The 17,324-nt window shown below is 73.4% G+C and carries 17 protein-coding genes, 3 tRNA genes and 1 pseudogene; 13 read left to right on the forward strand and 8 right to left on the reverse strand.

What is annotated here, in order from left to right; all coding sequences use genetic code 11:
• Positions 1-2 precede the first annotated feature (2 nt).
• The 6 genes from PCC79_RS13495 to PCC79_RS13520 form a co-directional block, all read right to left on the reverse strand.
• Positions 3-605: a hypothetical protein gene (locus PCC79_RS13495; RefSeq protein ID WP_232548394.1), complete on the reverse strand. Its 603-nt coding sequence runs from the start codon at positions 603-605 to the stop codon at positions 3-5.
• The gene (locus tag PCC79_RS13500; protein WP_342372137.1) at positions 602-1,921 is read right to left on the reverse strand and encodes a DUF58 domain-containing protein; all 1,320 of its coding nucleotides are present in this window, start codon (positions 1,919-1,921) and stop codon (positions 602-604) included. The genes PCC79_RS13495 and PCC79_RS13500 overlap by 4 nt, the downstream gene beginning before the upstream one ends.
• A complete protein-coding gene (locus PCC79_RS13505) occupies positions 1,918-2,877 on the reverse strand; it encodes an AAA family ATPase (RefSeq protein ID WP_425325677.1) in 960 nt (319 codons plus the stop codon). The genes PCC79_RS13500 and PCC79_RS13505 overlap by 4 nt, the downstream gene beginning before the upstream one ends.
• Before the next feature lie 107 nt (positions 2,878-2,984).
• On the reverse strand, positions 2,985-3,491 hold the full coding sequence (locus tag PCC79_RS13510) for a hypothetical protein (protein ID WP_232548392.1): 507 nt from the start codon (positions 3,489-3,491) through the stop codon (positions 2,985-2,987).
• On the reverse strand, positions 3,488-4,222 hold the full coding sequence (locus PCC79_RS13515; protein ID WP_232548391.1) for a DUF4129 domain-containing protein: 735 nt from the start codon (positions 4,220-4,222) through the stop codon (positions 3,488-3,490). Before PCC79_RS13515 ends, PCC79_RS13510 begins: the two co-directional genes overlap by 4 nt.
• A gap of 143 nt (positions 4,223-4,365) precedes the next feature.
• Positions 4,366-4,533 (reverse strand): hypothetical protein, encoded by a 168-nt coding sequence (locus tag PCC79_RS13520; RefSeq protein WP_232548390.1) that lies wholly within the window; start codon positions 4,531-4,533, stop codon positions 4,366-4,368.
• A gap of 114 nt (positions 4,534-4,647) precedes the next feature.
• Here PCC79_RS13520 and PCC79_RS13525 point away from each other — a divergent pair, with 114 nt between their 5' ends.
• Positions 4,648-6,273, forward strand: coding sequence for an FAD-dependent oxidoreductase (locus tag PCC79_RS13525; protein WP_342372139.1), 1,626 nt, complete (start codon positions 4,648-4,650; stop codon positions 6,271-6,273).
• A gap of 31 nt (positions 6,274-6,304) precedes the next feature.
• Here PCC79_RS13525 and PCC79_RS13530 read toward each other — a convergent pair whose 3' ends face one another.
• On the reverse strand, positions 6,305-6,565 hold the full coding sequence (locus PCC79_RS13530; RefSeq protein ID WP_425325640.1) for a metal-sensitive transcriptional regulator: 261 nt from the start codon (positions 6,563-6,565) through the stop codon (positions 6,305-6,307).
• Positions 6,566-6,766: 201 nt separating this feature from the next.
• Here PCC79_RS13530 and PCC79_RS13535 point away from each other — a divergent pair, with 201 nt between their 5' ends.
• Entirely contained in the window at positions 6,767-8,755 is a 1,989-nt protein-coding gene (locus PCC79_RS13535) for a hypothetical protein (RefSeq protein ID WP_342372140.1), read from the forward strand.
• A 35-nt stretch (positions 8,756-8,790) separates the two neighbouring features.
• Positions 8,791-9,762, forward strand: coding sequence for an ERCC4 domain-containing protein (locus PCC79_RS13540; protein ID WP_342372141.1), 972 nt, complete (start codon positions 8,791-8,793; stop codon positions 9,760-9,762).
• A 43-nt stretch (positions 9,763-9,805) separates the two neighbouring features.
• Here PCC79_RS13540 and PCC79_RS13545 read toward each other — a convergent pair whose 3' ends face one another.
• On the reverse strand, positions 9,806-10,756 hold the full coding sequence (locus tag PCC79_RS13545; protein ID WP_342372142.1) for a 4-hydroxy-3-methylbut-2-enyl diphosphate reductase: 951 nt from the start codon (positions 10,754-10,756) through the stop codon (positions 9,806-9,808).
• A gap of 173 nt (positions 10,757-10,929) precedes the next feature.
• On the opposite strand from PCC79_RS13545, the gene PCC79_RS13550 reads away from it, so the two are divergent.
• From PCC79_RS13550 to PCC79_RS13595, 10 genes and pseudogenes are all read left to right on the forward strand, one after another.
• Positions 10,930-11,055 carry a hypothetical protein gene (locus PCC79_RS13550; RefSeq protein WP_269779239.1) on the forward strand — a complete coding sequence of 42 codons (126 nt, stop codon included), beginning with the start codon at positions 10,930-10,932 and terminating at the stop codon, positions 11,053-11,055.
• A gap of 259 nt (positions 11,056-11,314) precedes the next feature.
• Positions 11,315-12,184: an aldo/keto reductase gene (locus PCC79_RS13555; protein ID WP_232548385.1), complete on the forward strand. Its 870-nt coding sequence runs from the start codon at positions 11,315-11,317 to the stop codon at positions 12,182-12,184.
• Between the two features lie 354 nt (positions 12,185-12,538).
• Complete coding sequence (xseA, locus tag PCC79_RS13560) at positions 12,539-13,804, forward strand: exodeoxyribonuclease VII large subunit (RefSeq protein WP_342372143.1); 1,266 nt, start codon at positions 12,539-12,541, stop codon at positions 13,802-13,804.
• A complete protein-coding gene (locus PCC79_RS13565) occupies positions 13,801-14,013 on the forward strand; it encodes an exodeoxyribonuclease VII small subunit (RefSeq protein WP_232548383.1) in 213 nt (70 codons plus the stop codon). The genes xseA and PCC79_RS13565 overlap by 4 nt, the downstream gene beginning before the upstream one ends.
• A gap of 42 nt (positions 14,014-14,055) precedes the next feature.
• Positions 14,056-14,131, forward strand: a tRNA-Glu gene (locus PCC79_RS13570).
• Between the two features lie 328 nt (positions 14,132-14,459).
• Positions 14,460-14,533, forward strand: a tRNA-Asp gene (locus PCC79_RS13575).
• A 37-nt stretch (positions 14,534-14,570) separates the two neighbouring features.
• Positions 14,571-14,647, forward strand: a tRNA-Phe gene (locus tag PCC79_RS13580).
• A 32-nt stretch (positions 14,648-14,679) separates the two neighbouring features.
• Complete coding sequence (locus tag PCC79_RS13585) at positions 14,680-15,450, forward strand: fructosamine kinase family protein (RefSeq protein WP_269779238.1); 771 nt, start codon at positions 14,680-14,682, stop codon at positions 15,448-15,450.
• A gap of 103 nt (positions 15,451-15,553) precedes the next feature.
• Positions 15,554-16,777 (forward strand): annotated as a pseudogene (locus PCC79_RS13590) (SLC13 family permease).
• Positions 16,777-17,298, forward strand: a complete 522-nt coding sequence (locus tag PCC79_RS13595) for a universal stress protein (RefSeq protein ID WP_342372144.1) — start codon at positions 16,777-16,779, stop codon at positions 17,296-17,298. Before PCC79_RS13590 ends, PCC79_RS13595 begins: the two are co-directional and overlap by 1 nt.
• The last annotated feature ends 26 nt before the right edge of the window (positions 17,299-17,324 follow it).

Consider the following 17,324-nt stretch of genomic DNA (forward strand, 5'->3'; position numbering starts at 1 on the left):
GCTCAGCGCCGGCCGGAGCGAGCCAGCGCGACGGCTCCCGCCAGCACGGCGGCGGCCACCAGCGCGACCCACCACCAGCCGCGCGGCACGGCACCGCCGAGCAGCCCGGCGGCCACGACCAGCCCGGACGCGAGGGCCACGACCGCCAGGTATCCGGCCGCACGCGCCGCGACCACCCCGGCGGCGCGGCGTCCGATGCCGACGTGGACGGGCGCGGACGCCATCGCCGCGGCGCTGAGGTGTGCCAGGCCGAGCAGCGCCGCTGCGCCCACCCACAGCGGCCACGGCGTGGCTGCGCCGGCCGCCACCCACCACAGGGCCAGGGCCGCCAGCTCCCAGGCGGCCAGTTCCTCCAGCCCCAGCGCGACGACGCCGATCGCCAGGGCCGCGACCACGAGCGCCGCCAGCCAGGCCGGCCCGCCCGGCGCCTGCGGCCACGCCCACCACGCCACCCCGGCGACGGCGAGCAGGTGCAGCGCGCGCACGGTGAACCCCCACGGGCTCACCCGCTGCCCGGCCCACGCCGCCCAGCCCCCCACGAACCCCAGCGCGTCCCCGACACCCGGCACCCGCGCGACCCGCCGCGTCCGCTCGCCCCGGGTCATCCCCGGGCCCCCGCCCGCGGTGCCGATCGCGCCTGGGCCATGGCCAGCAGCACCCCGCCCAGCGAGGCCGGCCCGCGCCATGGCACGACCGGGACGCCGATGCGGTTGAGCCCGGTGATCGTGGCCGTCCGGCCGAGGCGGCGCAGCTGCCAGGCCTCCGCGGCCCAGGATTCATCGGCCGAGCGTCGCGGCAGCCCGGCCTTGGTGCCCAGCCGCTCGGGGAAGGTGTCGATGCACACCACCTCGGCGCCGCCGCGGGTGAGCCGGACCAGCTCGGTGATCGCGCGCTCGTGCAGCAGCGGTGAGCAGAAGAACACCAGGGTGCCCGGCACCAGCGATTCGACGCGGCGGTCGGGCGTCCGGGCGCGGCCGCCGCGCTCCATCCGGCCGAGCGCCTCGAGGATCGAGCGGGCCTGCCGCGGGCCCGACCCCGCGGGCAACGCCGGGATGCGGCGGGCCAGGTCGTGGACCCGCACCCGGTCCCCCAGCCCGAGGTAGTGCTGGCTGATGGCGGCAACCGCCCGGGCCATGAGGTCGAGGCTCGTGGCCTCCTCGCGCTCCACACCGGGCAGGTCGGTGCCAGTGTCGGTGACGATCAGCACATGGGTGTCCCGATCGGTGAGCGTGGCGTTGACGTGCAGGCCGCCCTTGCGCGACGTGACCCGCCAGTTGATGCGCCGCAACCGATCACCGGGCCGGAACTCGCGCACGTGGCTCAGCGCGCTGCCGTCACCGGGCGCCGCGGACGTGTGCTGCCCCGTGACCCCGATCGGCCGGGCGACCCCGCTGCCGCCGACCAGGTCGAGCGCCGCCGGGCGCACGAGCAGCCCCGTCTCCTCGGTGACGAGGGTCGCCCGCCAGGCCCACGCGGCGTCCGACAGCACGACCGTCGCGCCGGGCAGCCGGTGGCGGCCCCAGCGGTCGGGGGTCAGGCGCAACGTGACGTCGTCCGTTTTGGCGTCCAGCACCGCCGAGCGGGCGGCCCAGTCGCCCGGAACGTCCCCCCAGGCGGCGACGACCTGGGGAGCGGGTTCACCCAGGCGGACGCCGATCCGCGCGGCCCGGCCCTCGGCCAGCGCCTGCTGGCGGGCCCGGACGCGCGCCGTCGGGGTGGTGCCCGGCCGCGTCAGCAGCGCCCAGGCACCGTGCACGACGAACGGCGTGGCGAGCACAGCGAGGTCGAGGCGGCCGAGGACGGCGGCGGCCACCACCAGCGCCACGCCCAGCGCGGCCGACCGGACGAGCGCGGCCGTGGGGGCCCAGCGGCCCGCCGCGCCCGCCCGCTCGCCCACGCCCGCCGCGCTGCTCACGGTCACGCCGGCTCGAGGTCGTCGGCGTCGGGCACGGGCACCTGGGCGACCACCTGGTCAACGATCGTCGCGGGCCCGACGTCCTCCAGCCACAGCTCGGGCTTGACGACGATGCGGTGGACGAGGGCCGGCCGCGCCAGGGCCTTGACGTCCTCGGGCACGACGAAGTCGCGGCCCCGGATCAGCGCGAGCGCGCGCCCGGCGGTCAGCAGGGCGAGCGAGCCGCGGGGCGAGGCGCCCACCAGCACGCTGGGGTGGTGCCGCGTCGCGCCGGCCAGGGCGACGACGTAGCGTCCGACCGATTCGGCGACGTGGACGCGCTCCACCGCGGCCTGCACCGCCAGCAGCCCGTCGGCGTCGAGCACGCGGGCGACCTCTTGCTCCTCCCGACCCCGCCCGATGCGGCGGCTGAGCACCTCCCACTCCTCGTCGGCGCTCGGGTAGCCGAACGACACGCGCAGCAGGAAGCGGTCGAGCTGCGCCTCGGGCAGCGGATAGGTGCCCTCGTGCTCGATCGGGTTGGCGGTGGCGAGCACGTGGAACGGACGCGGCAGCGGGAAGGTCGTGCCCTCGACCGTGACCTGCCGCTCCTGCATCGCCTCGAGCAGGGCCGCCTGCGTCTTCGGCGGCGTCCGGTTGATCTCATCGGCCAGAAGCAGCCCTGCGAACAGCGGCCCCGCGCGGAAGGAGAACTCCGCGCGGGCTTGGTCGTAGACGAAGCTGCCCGTCACGTCGGAGGGCAGCAGGTCGGGCGTGAACTGGGCGCGGCGGAACTCCAGCCCGAGCGCCTGGGCCAGCGAGCGGGCGGCGAGGGTCTTGCCGAGCCCGGGGAGATCCTCCAGCAGCACGTGCCCGCCGGCGAGCACGCCCGCGAGCACCACCGTGAGGTGCTCGCGCTTGCCGACCACGGCGCGGTCGACCTCGTCCAGCACCCGGGACGCCGCCGCCGCGGCCGCGGCCAGCCGGTCGGGATGGAGGCGTTCGTGCGGGCGGCCGGGCGTGGGCCCTGGCGTGGGTCCGGGTGCGGTGGCGGCCCGGGCGGGGTCGGTGGACGGGCGTTCGGGTTGGGTCACAGGTCCTCCAGTTCGGCGAGCAGGGAGCGCAGGACGCGCCGGTTGAGTGGGGGCGGCACGGCGTCCGGATCATCGCGCGTGGCCAGGTGGGCGCGCAGCTGCGGCGAGAGGTGGTCGGGAGCGGACGCCCACACGTCGGTGGGGTCGACGCCCGGCATCGCGGCGAGCTTGGCCGCGGTGATCTCGGCCAGGGCGTCCGCCAGGTACCGCGTCGAGAAAGCGCGGCCGGGGCGTGCCCCGGCGAGTCGGAAGGCCCAGGCGTCCGCGGCGGCGTCCGCCTTGGCGTTCAGGGTGCCGGGCGGACGGGGCGGCGCGGGCCAGGCGACCGGGGCCGCGGCCGGCCGGCCGATGAGCCACCCCACCACGGCCACCCCGACGCCGAGGGCCACCCACCCCGCCGGCTGGAACGCCAACCCCAGGACGGACGCGAGCAGCAACACCCCCGCCACGACGGCCCCGACCTTGGCCAGGACGCCGAGCAGGCCGCGCAGCGCCGGCGTCACGGGCGGGCTCCGTCGTGGGGGGCGCCGGCGGCGAACGCGGCGAGCAGGCTCTCCAGGCAGTCGACGGCCCGGTCGCGGGCCGCGTCGCCGAGGGGGCGTCCGGAGAACATCGCCGCCCGGTAGAGGTCGGCGAGGCGGTGCAGATCGGCCGGATCGGCCGGGGTGTGGCGGAGCACGTCCACGGTGAATTCCTCCGCCGTGTCGGCCGGGCCGCGCGGCACGCCGGACGCCGCCGCCACCTCCTCCAGCCGGCGCCAGCAGGCGACGATGGCGTCACCCACGGCCAGGCCGCTGCGGAGGCGGGCGAGGGACGCGGCGAGCGTCTCGGCGGCGTCGGCGGTGATCTCGTCGGCGGACACCTCGACGCCCTCCTCGGTGCGCGTCTCGTCCCCACCGCGGCCGACCCCCGGCGCGCGCCACCGCACGCGGAGCAGCCAGCGGACGAGCACGGCGAGCACGAGGAGCCCCAGCAGCGCCCCCACGGTCATCAGGACCCAGCCGAACACCTGGGTGGCGGTCTCGTTGGGTTCGATCTCGGGAAACATCGTCTGCGTCGGGGCGGGCTCGGGCGAGGCGGTGGGCACGACCATGGGCGAGGGAGGTGTCGTCGGCCGTGGAGTGTCCTGCAGCAGCGGGCCGAGCGGGCTCGTCGCCGCCCAGGCCATCACGAGCAGCAGGGCGACCGTGCCGAGCGCCACGCCCACGACCCTCCCCCGCTGCGCCCGCTCCATGCCCGGAGTCTAAACGGTGCCCCTACCACCGTCCGGGTTGGCACCGACTTGGCATTTGGACCCGAGGAAATGGCGCCATGGCGCGATTTCCTCGGGTCCAAATGCCCGCCAGGGGGGAGGCGTCGCCCCGGCGCGCCCGGGGGTCAGCGCCCGGTCAGGCGGGCGAACAACCCCTTCCTCGCGGCGGGGTCGTCGGCGTGGCCGCCGCACCATTCACCCGCGGGCACCGAGGCCCGCACGGCGTCGACGTGCTGCCCGCATCCGGCCCAGGTGGTCTTGCCGCAGCGCTTGCAGGGGACGGGTCGGCACATGGAAGTTCCTCTCGTATCGATCGTCGCGTTCGGACGTCGGGTTCCGGTCGGGCCCATCCGCGCAATGGGGTGAGCCGCCACCGACCAGTATACCCCCAGGGGTATAGTGGCGTCATGCGTGTCATCATCATCGGAGGCGTCGCCGGCGGCATGAGCGCGGCGACCCGGCTCCGGCGCCTCAACGAATCCGCCGAGATCATCGTGCTCGAGCGCAGCGGCTACGTGTCCTTCGCCAACTGTGGCCTCCCCTACCACGTGGGCGGCGTCATCGAAGAGCGTTCGGCCCTGCTCCTCCAAACGCCTGCGTCCCTGGCCGACCGATTCCGGCTGGACGTGCGGCTCAACACCGAGGCCATCGAGATCGATCGCGGGCGGCGCGTCGTGGTGGCCCGCGACGCCCGCGGCACCGAGGAACTCCCCTACGACAAGGTCATCCTCTCACCGGGGGCGCGCCCGCTGCGTCCCCCGATCCCCGGGATCGAGCGTGCCCTCAGCCTGCGCGGCGTGGAGGATCTGGACGCCATCGTCGCGGCCGCGGCGGGCTCCCGGACGGCCGTCGTGATCGGCGGGGGCTTCATCGGCGTCGAGATGGCCGAGAACCTGGTGCACCGCGGCCTGCGTGTCGCCCTCGTCGAGGCCTTACCCCAGGTGATGGCGCCGCTGGACCCCGAGATGGCAGCCCCCGTGCACGACGCCCTGCGCGAGCACGGGGTGACGCTGCACCTGAGCGACCAGGTCACCGCCATCGGCGCCGACACCGTCACCACGGCGTCCGGCGCCACCCTCCCGGCCGACCTGGTGATCGCCGCCCTCGGCGTCCGCCCCGAGACACGTCTGGCCACGGACGCCGGCCTCACCCTGGGGCCGCGGGGCGGCATCGCGGTCGACGCGAGGCACCGCACCGACGACCCCGACATCTACGCGGTCGGGGACGCCGCGGAGAAGGTCGGCGCCCTCGACGGGGAGCCCATCCTGGTGCCGCTGGCCAACACCGCCAACCTCGCCGGGCGGCGCGTGGCCGACGACATCGCAGGGCTGCCCGGCACCGCCCGTCGCGTGCTGGGCACGGCGATCGTGGGCGTGTTCGGGCTCCAGGTCGCCAGCACAGGCGTCAACGAGAAACGTCTCCGCGACGCTGGGCGACGCCACCGCGTCATCCACACCCATCCGTCCTCGCACGCGGGCTACTACCCCGGTGCGGAGTCGCTGGCGCTGAAGCTGCTCGTCGATCCCGAGTCCGACGCCATCCTCGGCGCCCAGGGGGTGGGACGTGCGGGCGTCGACAAGCGCATCGACGTGATCGCCACGGCGATGGCCGGCGGCATCACAGCGTCCGGGCTCGCCGAGCTCGAGCTCGCCTACGCACCCCAGTTCGGCTCGGCAAAGGACCCGGTCAACCTGCTCGGCCACGTCGCGGACAACCTGCGCTCGGGTGTGGCGCGCTCGCTCCAGTGGCACGAGTTGGACGCCGCCGTGGCCGCCGGCGCAACCGTCGTTGACGTGCGCACGCCGACGGAGTTCGCGGCGGGCGCCATCCCCGGCGCGCTGCCGATCCCCATGGATGAGCTCCGCGACCGCCTCGGCGAACTCCCCGATGGGCCGCTCGTGGTGCACTGCGCCGTGGGTGTGCGTGGGCACACCGCGGCCCGCATCCTCACCCAGCACGGCCGCGACGCGGTGAACCTCGACGGCGGGTACGTCACGTGGCGTGCGGGGACCCAGGAGGTGGGCGCTGCCTGACCCCGTCAGGCGAGCCGTTGCCCAAGGTGGTTCAGGCGAGGGAGAGGAACATCTTCTCCAGCTTGTCTGCATCCACCTGGGAGTGCTCGGGATCGGCGAGGCACTGCCGCAACCCGCGGGAGATGGTCGTGAATCCTGCGCGGTCAACCGCCTTGGCGGCGGCGGCGAGCTGCGTCACGATGTCCTCACATTCGCGACCGGCCTCGATCATCGCGATGATGCCGCCGAGTTGGCCCTGGGCACGGCGCAGCCGGGCCACGACGTCTTTCATCTGGTCCGGATCAAGTTGCACAATGACCTCCCTCGTCGCCCCCACGATACCCCCGTAGGTATCGGTGGGGGGCGCGCCTCCCCACCCTCAGCTGGCATTTGGACCCGAGGAAATGGCGCCATGGCGCCATTTCCTCGGGTCCAAATGCCCCGTCCCCACGGCCCGCGCGAGGAGGCAGCGGTCGCTCGGTAGAATCGTGGCTCCCGTTCGAAGGACTGCCCCATGGCCCAGGCCGCTCCCGACCAGTACGCCCGCCGCGTGAAGGAGCTCAGCTCCCAGATCCGCAAGATGCGCGGCTGGATCGCGTCCGACCCCAGCCAGGCCGAGCCGCTCGTGGATGCTCTCAACGAGGTGACCGCGCTCCGCCTGCTCATCCACGCCTGGTTGCCGTCGTTCGCCGACGCCCAGGACGCCCTCAGCCGAGCCGGCCAGCTCGTCGCCTTCCACGGTTCCGTCGGGCCCTTCACCCCCGTGGACGACGCCGCACGCTTCTTCACTGCCACCACCCACGTGGCGGTGGCCCAGGCCGGGGGCGGCCAGCCCGCCGGCGCGGCCCAGACCGTCGCGGCGTTGCGTGCGTGGCTCACCCTGCTCCCCCACCTCGATCTGCCCCCGGCGCTCGCGCCCCGCACCGCCGTCTGGTTCCTCATGGCGTCCGCCCAGGGGGCCCTGGCGGCCGGCGACGTCGGCGCCGCGAACGCAGCCGCGGACGCCGCCCGCGCCCGGGCCGTCGAGGGCGGCCTGGCCGGGTCGGACGAGGCGTTGCTCCTCGTGGACGTCCATCTACTCGTCTCGGATCTCCGCTGGGTCGCGGGGCTGGAACTGGACGCCGTCGCCGCCGCCCGCGATGCGGTGACCGCCGCCCGGGATGCCGCCGCGCCGGTGATCACCGCAACCCACCGGGTGGGTGAGGCGCGGGCCACGCGCGTCCTCGAACCGCTCGCGGACGCGACGAACGCCCTCGCCGACCGGCTCGCCGCTGCCGGTGACCGCGACGCCGCCCTCGCCGAGCGCGGCCGGGTGGTGGGCGAGCTGCGCTCCGCGTCCGCGCGTCTCGGCGACCCCGCGCGGGCCACCCTGGCTCTGACCCTGGCCGATCTCGGCCGCGACCTGCGCCTCGCCGGACGCTCCGAGGAGGCCCTGGACGCCGTCGGCGAGGCCGCGTCGCTGGCCGGGGACCTCGCCGCCGCCGAGGCGACACCCGGCGCGCGGTTCGACGTGCAGGCCCTCACCGTCACCGAGCTGGCGCTCGTGCTGCTCGACTCCGGCGACCCGGACGCCGCCGCCGACGCACTGGCGTCCCTGTTCGACCGCTTCGCCTCCCTCAAACGACCCGCCGGCCACGAGGCTGCGCTGGCCGGGGCACTCCTGGCGCGGGCCGCCGTCGAGGCACCCGGCGAGCCCCAGGCGTCCGAGCGCTCGCTCCAGGAAGCCCACGCGCTGGTCGCCGGCCTGCTGGACGCCACGCCCGCCGGCCGCACCCTCTGGGCGGACGCCCCGGCCGAGGAGGTCGCCCACGACCGCGCCCGGGGCCGCCTCAGCCGCTCGCCCCTGCCGACGCCGCACTGGGAGCCCCTGTCGGACGCCGACGCCCTCGCCGGAACGACGCGCGGCCGTGCCGTGCCGGAGCCCATCGCGGAGCCGGAGCCCGTAGCCGAGCAGGTCGCGGCACCCGAGCCGGCCGCCGAGCGCGAACCCGTCGCGGCACCCGAGCCTGTCGCGGCACCCGAGCCTGTCGCCGAACCCGTCGCGGAACCGGAGCCGGTTGCCGAGCCCGTCGCCGTTCCGGACACCATCGTTGAGCCGGAGCCGGAGCCGGAGCCAGAGCCGGCGCCGCAGGCCGAACCGGAACCGATCCTCGACCCGCAACCAGCGACAGCGCCGGAACCTCAGCCCGAGCCCGAACTCCAGCCCGAACCCCAGCCCGAGCCGACCCCCCGGGCGGACGCGGTGGCCGCCCGGGTGGGGCAGGCGGCCGAGCGGTACGCGTCCGCCCGGGCCGCAGGCGACCGGCGGGAGGCGCTCGCGGCGGCGGTCGCGTGGGTCGAGAGCATTCGCCCACTCGAGGGCGCGGACCGCACCACCTGGGGGCCGCGGCTCGTCGAGGCCCTGCACGCCCTGGGCGATGCGCGCTTCCGCGCCGGCGACTGGTGGGGGTCGCGGCAGCCGAACAAGGAGGCCAAGCAACTCGCCAAGGAGTTGGGCCTCTGACGCCCACGGCACCCGGCGCGCGTTAGGGTCGGGTCATGCCGGATGACTTCTTGGTGGCGCGCAACCCCGAGGAGAATTCATCCCTGCCGTTCCTCATCCGCATCCCGCTGGGCGAGCGCGGCATCGTGCTGAAGGCGCGCGAGGCGTGGCCCCGGACGGCCAAGGTCTACTGCCACCGCGCCGATGCCTGGCCCGACGAGCCCGACGTCGTCGAGCGCGTCGGCACCCGCTCGTGCCAGAAGCGCGGCGCCGCGATCGACCTTGTTCTCGACCGCGGCCGGGAGAACCGCTCGCAGTTCGTCCTCACCTACGTGCGCGGGCGCGAGGCCATCTTCTGGCAGACCTCCCGGACGACCAAGCAGGCCCGGCCCCACGCCTCCGCGCCGACGGGACGCGCGCAGGGGCGTCCGGACCTGGAGATCCTCGTCGACGCCCACGAGCGCTACGCCTGGAAATTCTCCGATCTTCCGGTCACGACGCGCACGAAGGCGCTGGCCGCCGGTGACTACGGCGTCGAGGTGGACGGGCGGCTCGTGGCCAGCGTGGAGCGCAAGTCGCTCGCCGACCTCATCAGCACCCTCAGCAGCGGCAGGATGCGCTACGTTCTCGGCGACCTCAGCTCACTTCCCCGGGCCGCGCTGGTGGTGGAGGACCGGTATTCCAAGATCTTCGCCGACGCCCACGTCCGTCCTTCGGTGATCGCGGACGCCGTTGCCGAGTGCCAGGCGCGCTTCCCGAGCGTCCCGGTGATCTTCGCCGAGAACCGCGCATTCGCCCAACAGTGGGCCTACCGCTTCCTCGCCGCCGCGCTCACCGAGATCGAGGCGGACGCCCCCGCCGCCTCACGGCTGGCCGAGCTGCCGACCGCGCCGCTGCCGCCCCGCGCCCCCACGACCGCCGAGATTCGCGCGTGGGCCCTCGCCGCGGGGCTGCGGGTCAGCGATCGGGGCCGGCTGCGCCCGGACGTGCTCGCGGCCTACGCCGCAGCGCACCCCACCGAGCCGTGACTCCGGCGTCCCCCGGCAGGGCCAGGGCCAGCACCCGGCCCGCTCAGGCCTTCTTCTTCATGTCGCGCCGCAACTCGGGCGGCAGGGCGAAGACGAGATTCTCCTCGGTGAGCCGCTCCTCGACGGCGGCCGGGTAGCCGCGCTCGACCAAGTAGTCGAGCACCCCCTGCACGAGGGCGTCCGGCACGGACGCACCCGAGGTGACGCCCACCTTCTCGACACCCTCGAGCCACGCCGGGTCGATCTCACCGGCGTTGTCGACGCGGTGGGCATCCTTGGCGCCGGCCTCCAGCGCGACCTCGACGAGCCGCACCGAGTTGGACGAGTTCTGCGAGCCGACGACGATGACGAGGTCGGCGTCCGTCGCGATCTGCTTGACCGCCGACTGGCGGTTCTGGGTGGCGTAGCAGATGTCATCGCTCGGCGGGTCGATGAGCTTCGGGAACTTCTCGCGCAGGCGGGTCACCGTCTCCCAGGTCTCGTCCACGCTGAGGGTGGTCTGCGAGAGCCAGGCCACCTGGCTGGCGTCCTCCACCTCGACGCCGTCGACGTCGTCGGGGTGCTCGACGAGGATCGTCCGCTCGGGCGCCTCGCCCATCGTGCCCTCGACCTCCTCATGGCCCGAGTGGCCGATGAGCAGGATCTGGTTGCCCTGGCCGGCGAAGCGCTTGGCCTCGTGGTGCACCTTGGTGACGAGCGGGCACGTGGCGTCGATCGTCTTGAGCTGGCGGGCGGCCGCCTGGTCGTGGACGGCCGGGCTCACCCCGTGCGCGGAGAACACCACCGTCGCCCCCTCCGGCACCTCGGCGACCTCCTCGACGAAGATCGCCCCGCGCGCCTCGAGGTCTTCCACCACGTGCCGGTTGTGCACGATCTGCTTGCGCACGTACACCGGGGGGCCGTACAGGTCGAGGGCCCGCTCGACGGTGATCACCGCACGGTCCACCCCCGCGCAGTAACCCCGGGGGGCTGCGACGACAACGCTCTTGGTCATGCGGGCGAGTCTACCGAGCCGTCCTGGACGCCTCGGCGCGCGATCCCCACGTATTCCCACAGACCCCCACCGTTGCCAACCTTTGCCTTCATGTTGAGCGTACGTTTGAGTCGCGTAGACTAATAGTCGTGTTGGGGAGCTACCCCAGCCACCTTCCCCGAAGGAGAAACACCATGAGCTTCCTGAACGATGTCACCCGCTCCCTCGCCCTGCTCGGCCTGGCGACCGCCCCGGCCACCGCGGGCAACTACCAGATGATGCGCGACCTGCTCGAGGGCAACGAGGACGCCGAGATCTGAGCCCCCACCACCCCGATCGACCGACTTCCCGAGAGGAGGAAACACACATGAAGTTCTTCGGTTACGTCGTCGAGTCCTGGAAGGAACTCGCCGAGCTCGAGCTCAAGGCCAAGGGCCTGCTCTGAGCCCACCCAGCACCACCGGTTCGCACTCGCTGACGACCAGCCCGAACCACCCGGAGCCCTCCCCACGACGCAGTGGCGGTGGGCATCTTCGGTCTCTGGGGCCATGTGGCCCCGGTCAGGGGTAGCGTCACCCCATGGAGTACCGGCGCCTCGGCCGTCTCGGCCACGAATCCTCTGTCCTCATCTATGGCGCGGCGTCGCTCGGGGCCGTCAGCCAGGACGTCGCCGACGCCTCGGTCGCCGAAGCCCTCGCGGCCGGCATCAACCACATCGACGTCGCGGCCAGCTATGGGGACGCCGAGCTGCGCCTGGGCGCGATGATGGACGACCTGCGGCCGCGTGTCTTCCTCGCCACCAAGACCGGCGACCGGGACGCCGAGGGTGCATGGGCGTCCATCAACCGCTCCCTCGAACGGCTGCGTACCGATCGGATCGACCTCATCCAGCTCCACGAGGTGGGCCAGCAGGAGACCCTCGACGAGGTCACCCGCACCGGCGGGGCGCTGGAGGCGCTCGTCCGGGCGCGCGACGAGGGGCTCGTGCGCGGCATCGGCATCACGGGCCACCACCACACGGCACCGGCCACCCACGCCGAGGCGCTGCGGCGCTTCGACTTCGACACCGTGCTGACGCCGCTGAACCGGCGGCTGTGGCGCGTCCCGGGGTACGCCGACGACTTCGCGGCCCTCGCCGAGATGACGCAGGCCCGCGACGTCGGGCTGATGACGATCAAGATGATCGCGCGGCGTCCCTGGCCCGACGACGAACGAGAGCTCGCCACGTGGTATGAGCCGTTCACCGAGCAGCAACTCATCACGGCGTCGCTCGCCTGGCTGCTGAACGGCCACCCCGAGGTCACCGGGTTGGCGACGGCCGGCGAGACGCGCCTGCTGGGCCGGGTGATTGCGGGCGAGCGTGCGCGGGTCGGCCTGTCCGCCGAGGACGCCGCCGCCACCCTGGACGCCCTGCCGGCCTCCGAGTACGTCTCCGTCTACGACGGGTAGCCCGCACGGGCGACCGTTTGGTGGAAACATCGCCGTGGTTGCCCTGACGGGGCATCAATATTTCGCTCCGAGGCCCCGTAGGCCGTAGAATCAGGGGTGTCAGTAGCCAACTGGCGCCCACCGGCCGGACCGCGCCGGAGCAACACGTAAAGGAAACACAGTGCAGCCGTTCGTCATCATGGTCGCCCAGGGCCACGCCGCGCAGATGGCCCACCTCACGCGCCGCTGAACCACAGCGTCGCCTCGACAGCCCGAGCCCGCACCGCACCGTCGGTGGCGGGCTCGTTGCCTGTCCGGACGCCTCGCGTCCCTCGGCACGCAGAACTGTCCGGGGCACGCCGTAGGCTGGCGGCCATGGCCCTGGAGAGTTCCCCCGAGCAGCCGCAACCGCTGCGCGCGGTGGTCACCGCGCTGAAGGGCTGGGTGGAGCGCACGGGCGCGGTCTGGGTCGAGGGTCAGGTCATCCAGGTCAAGCGTCGCGCCGGGTACGCCGTCCACTTCCTCACCCTGCGCGACAAGCTGGCCGACGTCTCGGTGCAGGTGAGCATCTCCACCGCGGTGTTGGACGCCGCCGGTCCCGTCCCCGAGGGCACGCTGGTGGCCGCGTGGGTGCGCGCCACGGTGTTCCCCGGCAGCGGCTCGCTGACCTTCGAGTGCCGCGACCTACGGCCCTCCGGCGAGGGGCGCCTGCTCGCCCACCTCGAGCAACGCAAGCGCGCCCTCCAGGCGGAGGGCCTCTTCGATCCGGCGCTGAAGAAGCGGCTCCCCTTCCTGCCGCGTGCCATCGGGCTGGTGACGGGCAAGGATTCCGCCGCCGAGCGCGACGTGGTGGAGAACGTGCTGCGCCGCTGGCCGGCCGCCCACATCGTCACCCGCCACGCCCTGGTGCAGGGCCAGCAGGCGGTCGAGCAGGTGACGGACGCCGTGCGCGCGCTCGACCGCTCCGGTGAGGTGGACGTCATCGTGATCGCCCGCGGCGGCGGGTCGCTGGAGGACCTGTTGCCGTTCTCCGACGAGACCCTGGCCCGCGCCGTCCACGCCTGCCGGACGCCGGTCGTGAGCGCGATCGGCCACGAGCCGGACGTCCCGATCCTCGACCTGGTGGCCGACGTCCGAGCCTCCACACCCACCGACGCCGCCAAGCTGGTCGTGCCGGACGCCGCCGAGGAGGCGCGCGTCGTCGCCACCGGACGCGATCGGCTGCGGGAGGCGGTCGTGCGCCGGGTGCGCTCCGAGCAGGACCGTCTGGGCGCCCTCCGCTCGCGTCCCGTGCTCGCGGACCCGAGCGGGGCCATCACCCTGCAGTCCGAGCGGCTGACCGAGATCCGTGCGCGGCTGGGGCGCGGCGTCCGGCGGGCACTGGAGCGGGAGGACGACTTCCTGTCCGGCTCGCTCGCGCGCGTGCGGGCCCTGTCGCCCCGGGCCACCCTGCAGCGTGGCTACGCGATCGTGACCACCGACGACGGCCGGACGGTGGCGTCCATCGCCGACGTCGAACCCGACGAGACGATCATCGCCCGGCTGCTCGACGGCGACATCGCCGCGGCCGTGATCGATGTCGAACCCCACGCCCACGAGGAACACGCCCACGAGGAACACGCCCACGAGGAGGAACGGTGAGCGAGAACGCACCGGAGGAAAAGCTCAGCTACGAGCAGGCCCGCGAGCAACTGGTGGAGGTGGTGCGCCAGCTCGAGTCGGGCCACGTGCCGCTGAGTGAGTCGATGGCACTGTGGGAGCGCGGGGAGAAGCTGGCCGCGCAGTGCCAGGCGTGGCTCGACGGGGCGAAGGCGAAGATCGACGCCGCGCGGAGTTCGGCCGACGCCTGAGTTGGGGTGCCCCGCGGGCGTGTCGTAGACTCACCGGGCCAGGTCCCCATCGTCTAGCGGCCTAGGACTCCGCCCTTTCAAGGCGGCAGCGCGGGTTCGAATCCCGTTGGGGATGCCAACAGGAGTGGACCGGGGATGACCTGTCCGCTCGAGTTCCCACCGCACGTCCACGCCAGGACGGCGTCAGCTCGGTGGGGCAGAAGGCGGCCGCGAAGATGGGGGCGAACATGTGTGGCATGGTCGCCACGGAGCCGTCCCTCAGCCACGACTGCGCTCACGCGGGCATCTCCACATGAGTCAATGACCCTCCCACGCGGGCATCTCCACATGAGTCAACGACCCTCCCACGCGGGCATCCAGCATGAGTCAACCCGTCGATTTCGCGGTCACGGGGCGGCTGGGCTATGCTTCTCAAGCTGCCTTTTGAGGCGGCAGGCCTTCTCCAAGGCCCCGTAGCGCAGTTGGTTAGCGCGCCGCCCTGTCACGGCGGAGGTCGCGGGTTCGAGTCCCGTCGGGGTCGCTGCCGGTTCCGGATCACGGTCCGAATCGCCCGGCATGGCCAGGTAGCTCAGTTGGTACGAGCGTCCGCCTGAAAAGTGGAAGGTCACCGGTTCGACCCCGGTCCTGGCCACCACCGCGGATCCCTTTGAATGAGGGGTCCGCGTCTTGTATGAAGGGGACGTGGACGTCTTCCGCAAGCACCGCCCCGCCGCCCCACGAGGGTTCTTCGCGGTCGAGGCCGCCGGTCTGCGCTGGCTGGGGGCCGTGGGCGCGGTCCGCGTCGCCCAGGTGATCGACGTCGGGGAAGAGCACATCGCGATCGAGCGGCTCACCGAGGCGGCGCCCACTCCCGCGCACGCGGAGGACTTCGGCCGCGACCTGGCCGCGCTGCACGACGCCGGCGCACCCGCGTTCGGCGCCCCGCCGCAGGGTTGGGACGCCGACGGCTTCATCGGTGAAGCGCCCCTGCCGCTGCGCACCGAGGCCACGTGGGGCACGTTCTACGCCCGCTGGCGCATCGAGCCGTACCTGGCCGAATCCGGCATCGACGCGCGCGGGCGGGCCGTCCTGGAGCGGCTGGCCGAGGCGCTGGCGTCCGGCACGTTCGACGATGCTGCTCCGCCGGCCCGGATCCACGGCGATCTCTGGTCGGGCAACGTGCTGTGGACGCCGAGCGGCGTCGGCCTGATCGACCCGGCCGCCCACGGCGGCCACCGGATCACCGACCTCGCCATGCTCGCGCTGTTCTCGACGCCGCAGCTGGGCCGCATCCACGCTGCCTACGCCGAGGCGTCGGCGCACCTGCCCGCGCACTGGCGGGAGCTCGTGCCGCTCCACCAGGTCCACCCCCTGCTCGTCCACGCCGTGCTGTTCGGCGGCGGGTACCGGGCCCAGGCCGTGGACGCCGCCCAGCGGGCGCTGGCGCTGGCGGGCTGACTCGACGTCGAACGACCACCGCGGTTCCGTCGGGAGGTGCGTGGCGCGGCCCGAGGGTCGGTGGGGCATGATGACCGACGTGGCTGAGGCGGTCTCCATCGTGATGCTGGTGCTCGTCCTGGGATTCGCCGTGGTCCGACCCCAGGGCTTGCCGGAGGCTGTCGGTGCGGTGCCCGCTGCACTGGTGGTGCTCGCCGTGGGAGCGCTGAGCAGCGACCGGGCACTCGCTGAGATCGAGCGCCTGTTGCCCGTCGTGGCGTTCTTGGCCGCCATGTTGGTGATCAGCGAACTGTGTGATGCCGACGGTCTGTTCCGGTACGCCGGTGCGCGGATGGCCGCCAAGAGCCGCGGTGAGCCGCATCGCCTGCTGCGGTACGTGTTCGTGCTGGCGGCCGCGGTCACGGCCGTGCTGTCGTTGGACGCGACCGTGGTGCTCCTGACTCCGGTGGTGTTCGCCACGGCGTAGCGCCTGGGCGTCCGGCCGAAACCCCATGCCTACGCGTGCACCCATCTGGCCAATGCAGGGTCGTTGCTCTTGCCGGTGTCGAACCTGACCAACCTGCTGGCGATGGGCACCGCTGGTCTCACGTTCGTGAGCTTTGCCGGTCTGATGACCCTGCCGTGGCTCGTGGTGCTGGTGGTGGAGTACGGGGCGTTCCGGATGTTCTTCGCCTCCGACCTGTCCATCCCTGCCACCCAGCCGAGCAGCCCGGACGCCCCTGCCCTGCCCCGGTTCTCGGCCGCCGCGCTGGCGTTGACCCTGGTCGGGTTCGTCGTGGCGTCCCTCGTCGGTGTGGAGCCGGCCTGGGTGGCGCTGGCCGGGGCACTGGTCATGGTGGTCCGGGCGCTCGTCGTGGGCCAGGTCTCCCCGCGTGACCTACCGAGGTTCGTCAACCTGCCGTTCCTGCTGTTCGTGCTGGCGTTGGGGATCGTCGTGGCGGCCGTCGTGGAGGGAGGCCTCGGAACAGCGATCGGCACCATCGTGCCGCTGGGCGACTCGTTGACCTCACTCCTCGCGTGGGCTGGGCTGGCAGCTGTGCTTGCCAACGTGGTGAACAACCTGCCGGCGGTTCTGGTGCTGTTGCCCTTCGCTGCCGATGCCGGAACCGGAGCCGTCCTTGCCACCCTGATCGGAGTCAACGTGGGCCCCAACCTGACCTACGTCGGTTCGTTGGCCACCCTGCTCTGGCGGCGGGTCGTGGCCGACCACGACCAGGACGCGCGCCTGGGGGAATTCACCCTGCTCGGGCTGCTCGCCACGCCGGTCGCCATCGTCGCAGCCGTCGTGGCGTTGTGGATTTCACTGCAACTGATGGGAGCCGTCTGATGAACATCCTCGTCTGGGTCGTGGCAGGCACCTGGCCGGCCTGCGTGGGAGCGGCCAAGGACATCGCAGAGGTCAGACACCGGGCCGGGCAGGACGTCTCCATCACCCTGCTGCACGTGATCGACGACGCACCCCACGAGGTTGCGGCAGGTGCCTTCGACGCGCTGATGGGCCGCGGGAGACACCGCGACCCCGCCGAACAGATCAGGCAGCTCACCCAGGAGGCGGCCGAAGACATGCTGGCCGCCGCGCACCATGAGCTGGGCCTTCCCGCAACCCGGCGGTTGGTAACCGGCCGGGTGGAACGCGTCGTCACTGCCGCCGCCCAGGATGCCGACTACGTGATCGTGGGCCGTGACGGCGACAGGAGCCGCCTCGGCCCCGACAGCCTGGGCCGTCACACCCGCTTCGTGGTCGACCACGCACCCTGCGCGGTCATGCTGATCTGGCCCGAAACCGCGCCAAGCCTCGGCTCCATCCCACCACCCCCACCCCGACACCAACGTCCCGGTGAGGCATGAGGCCACCCTCGGGCGGCACGGCTCAC

The organism is Propioniciclava soli (genome assembly GCF_038502305.1).
Taxonomy (GTDB): Bacteria; Actinomycetota; Actinomycetes; order Propionibacteriales; family Propionibacteriaceae; genus Propioniciclava; species Propioniciclava soli.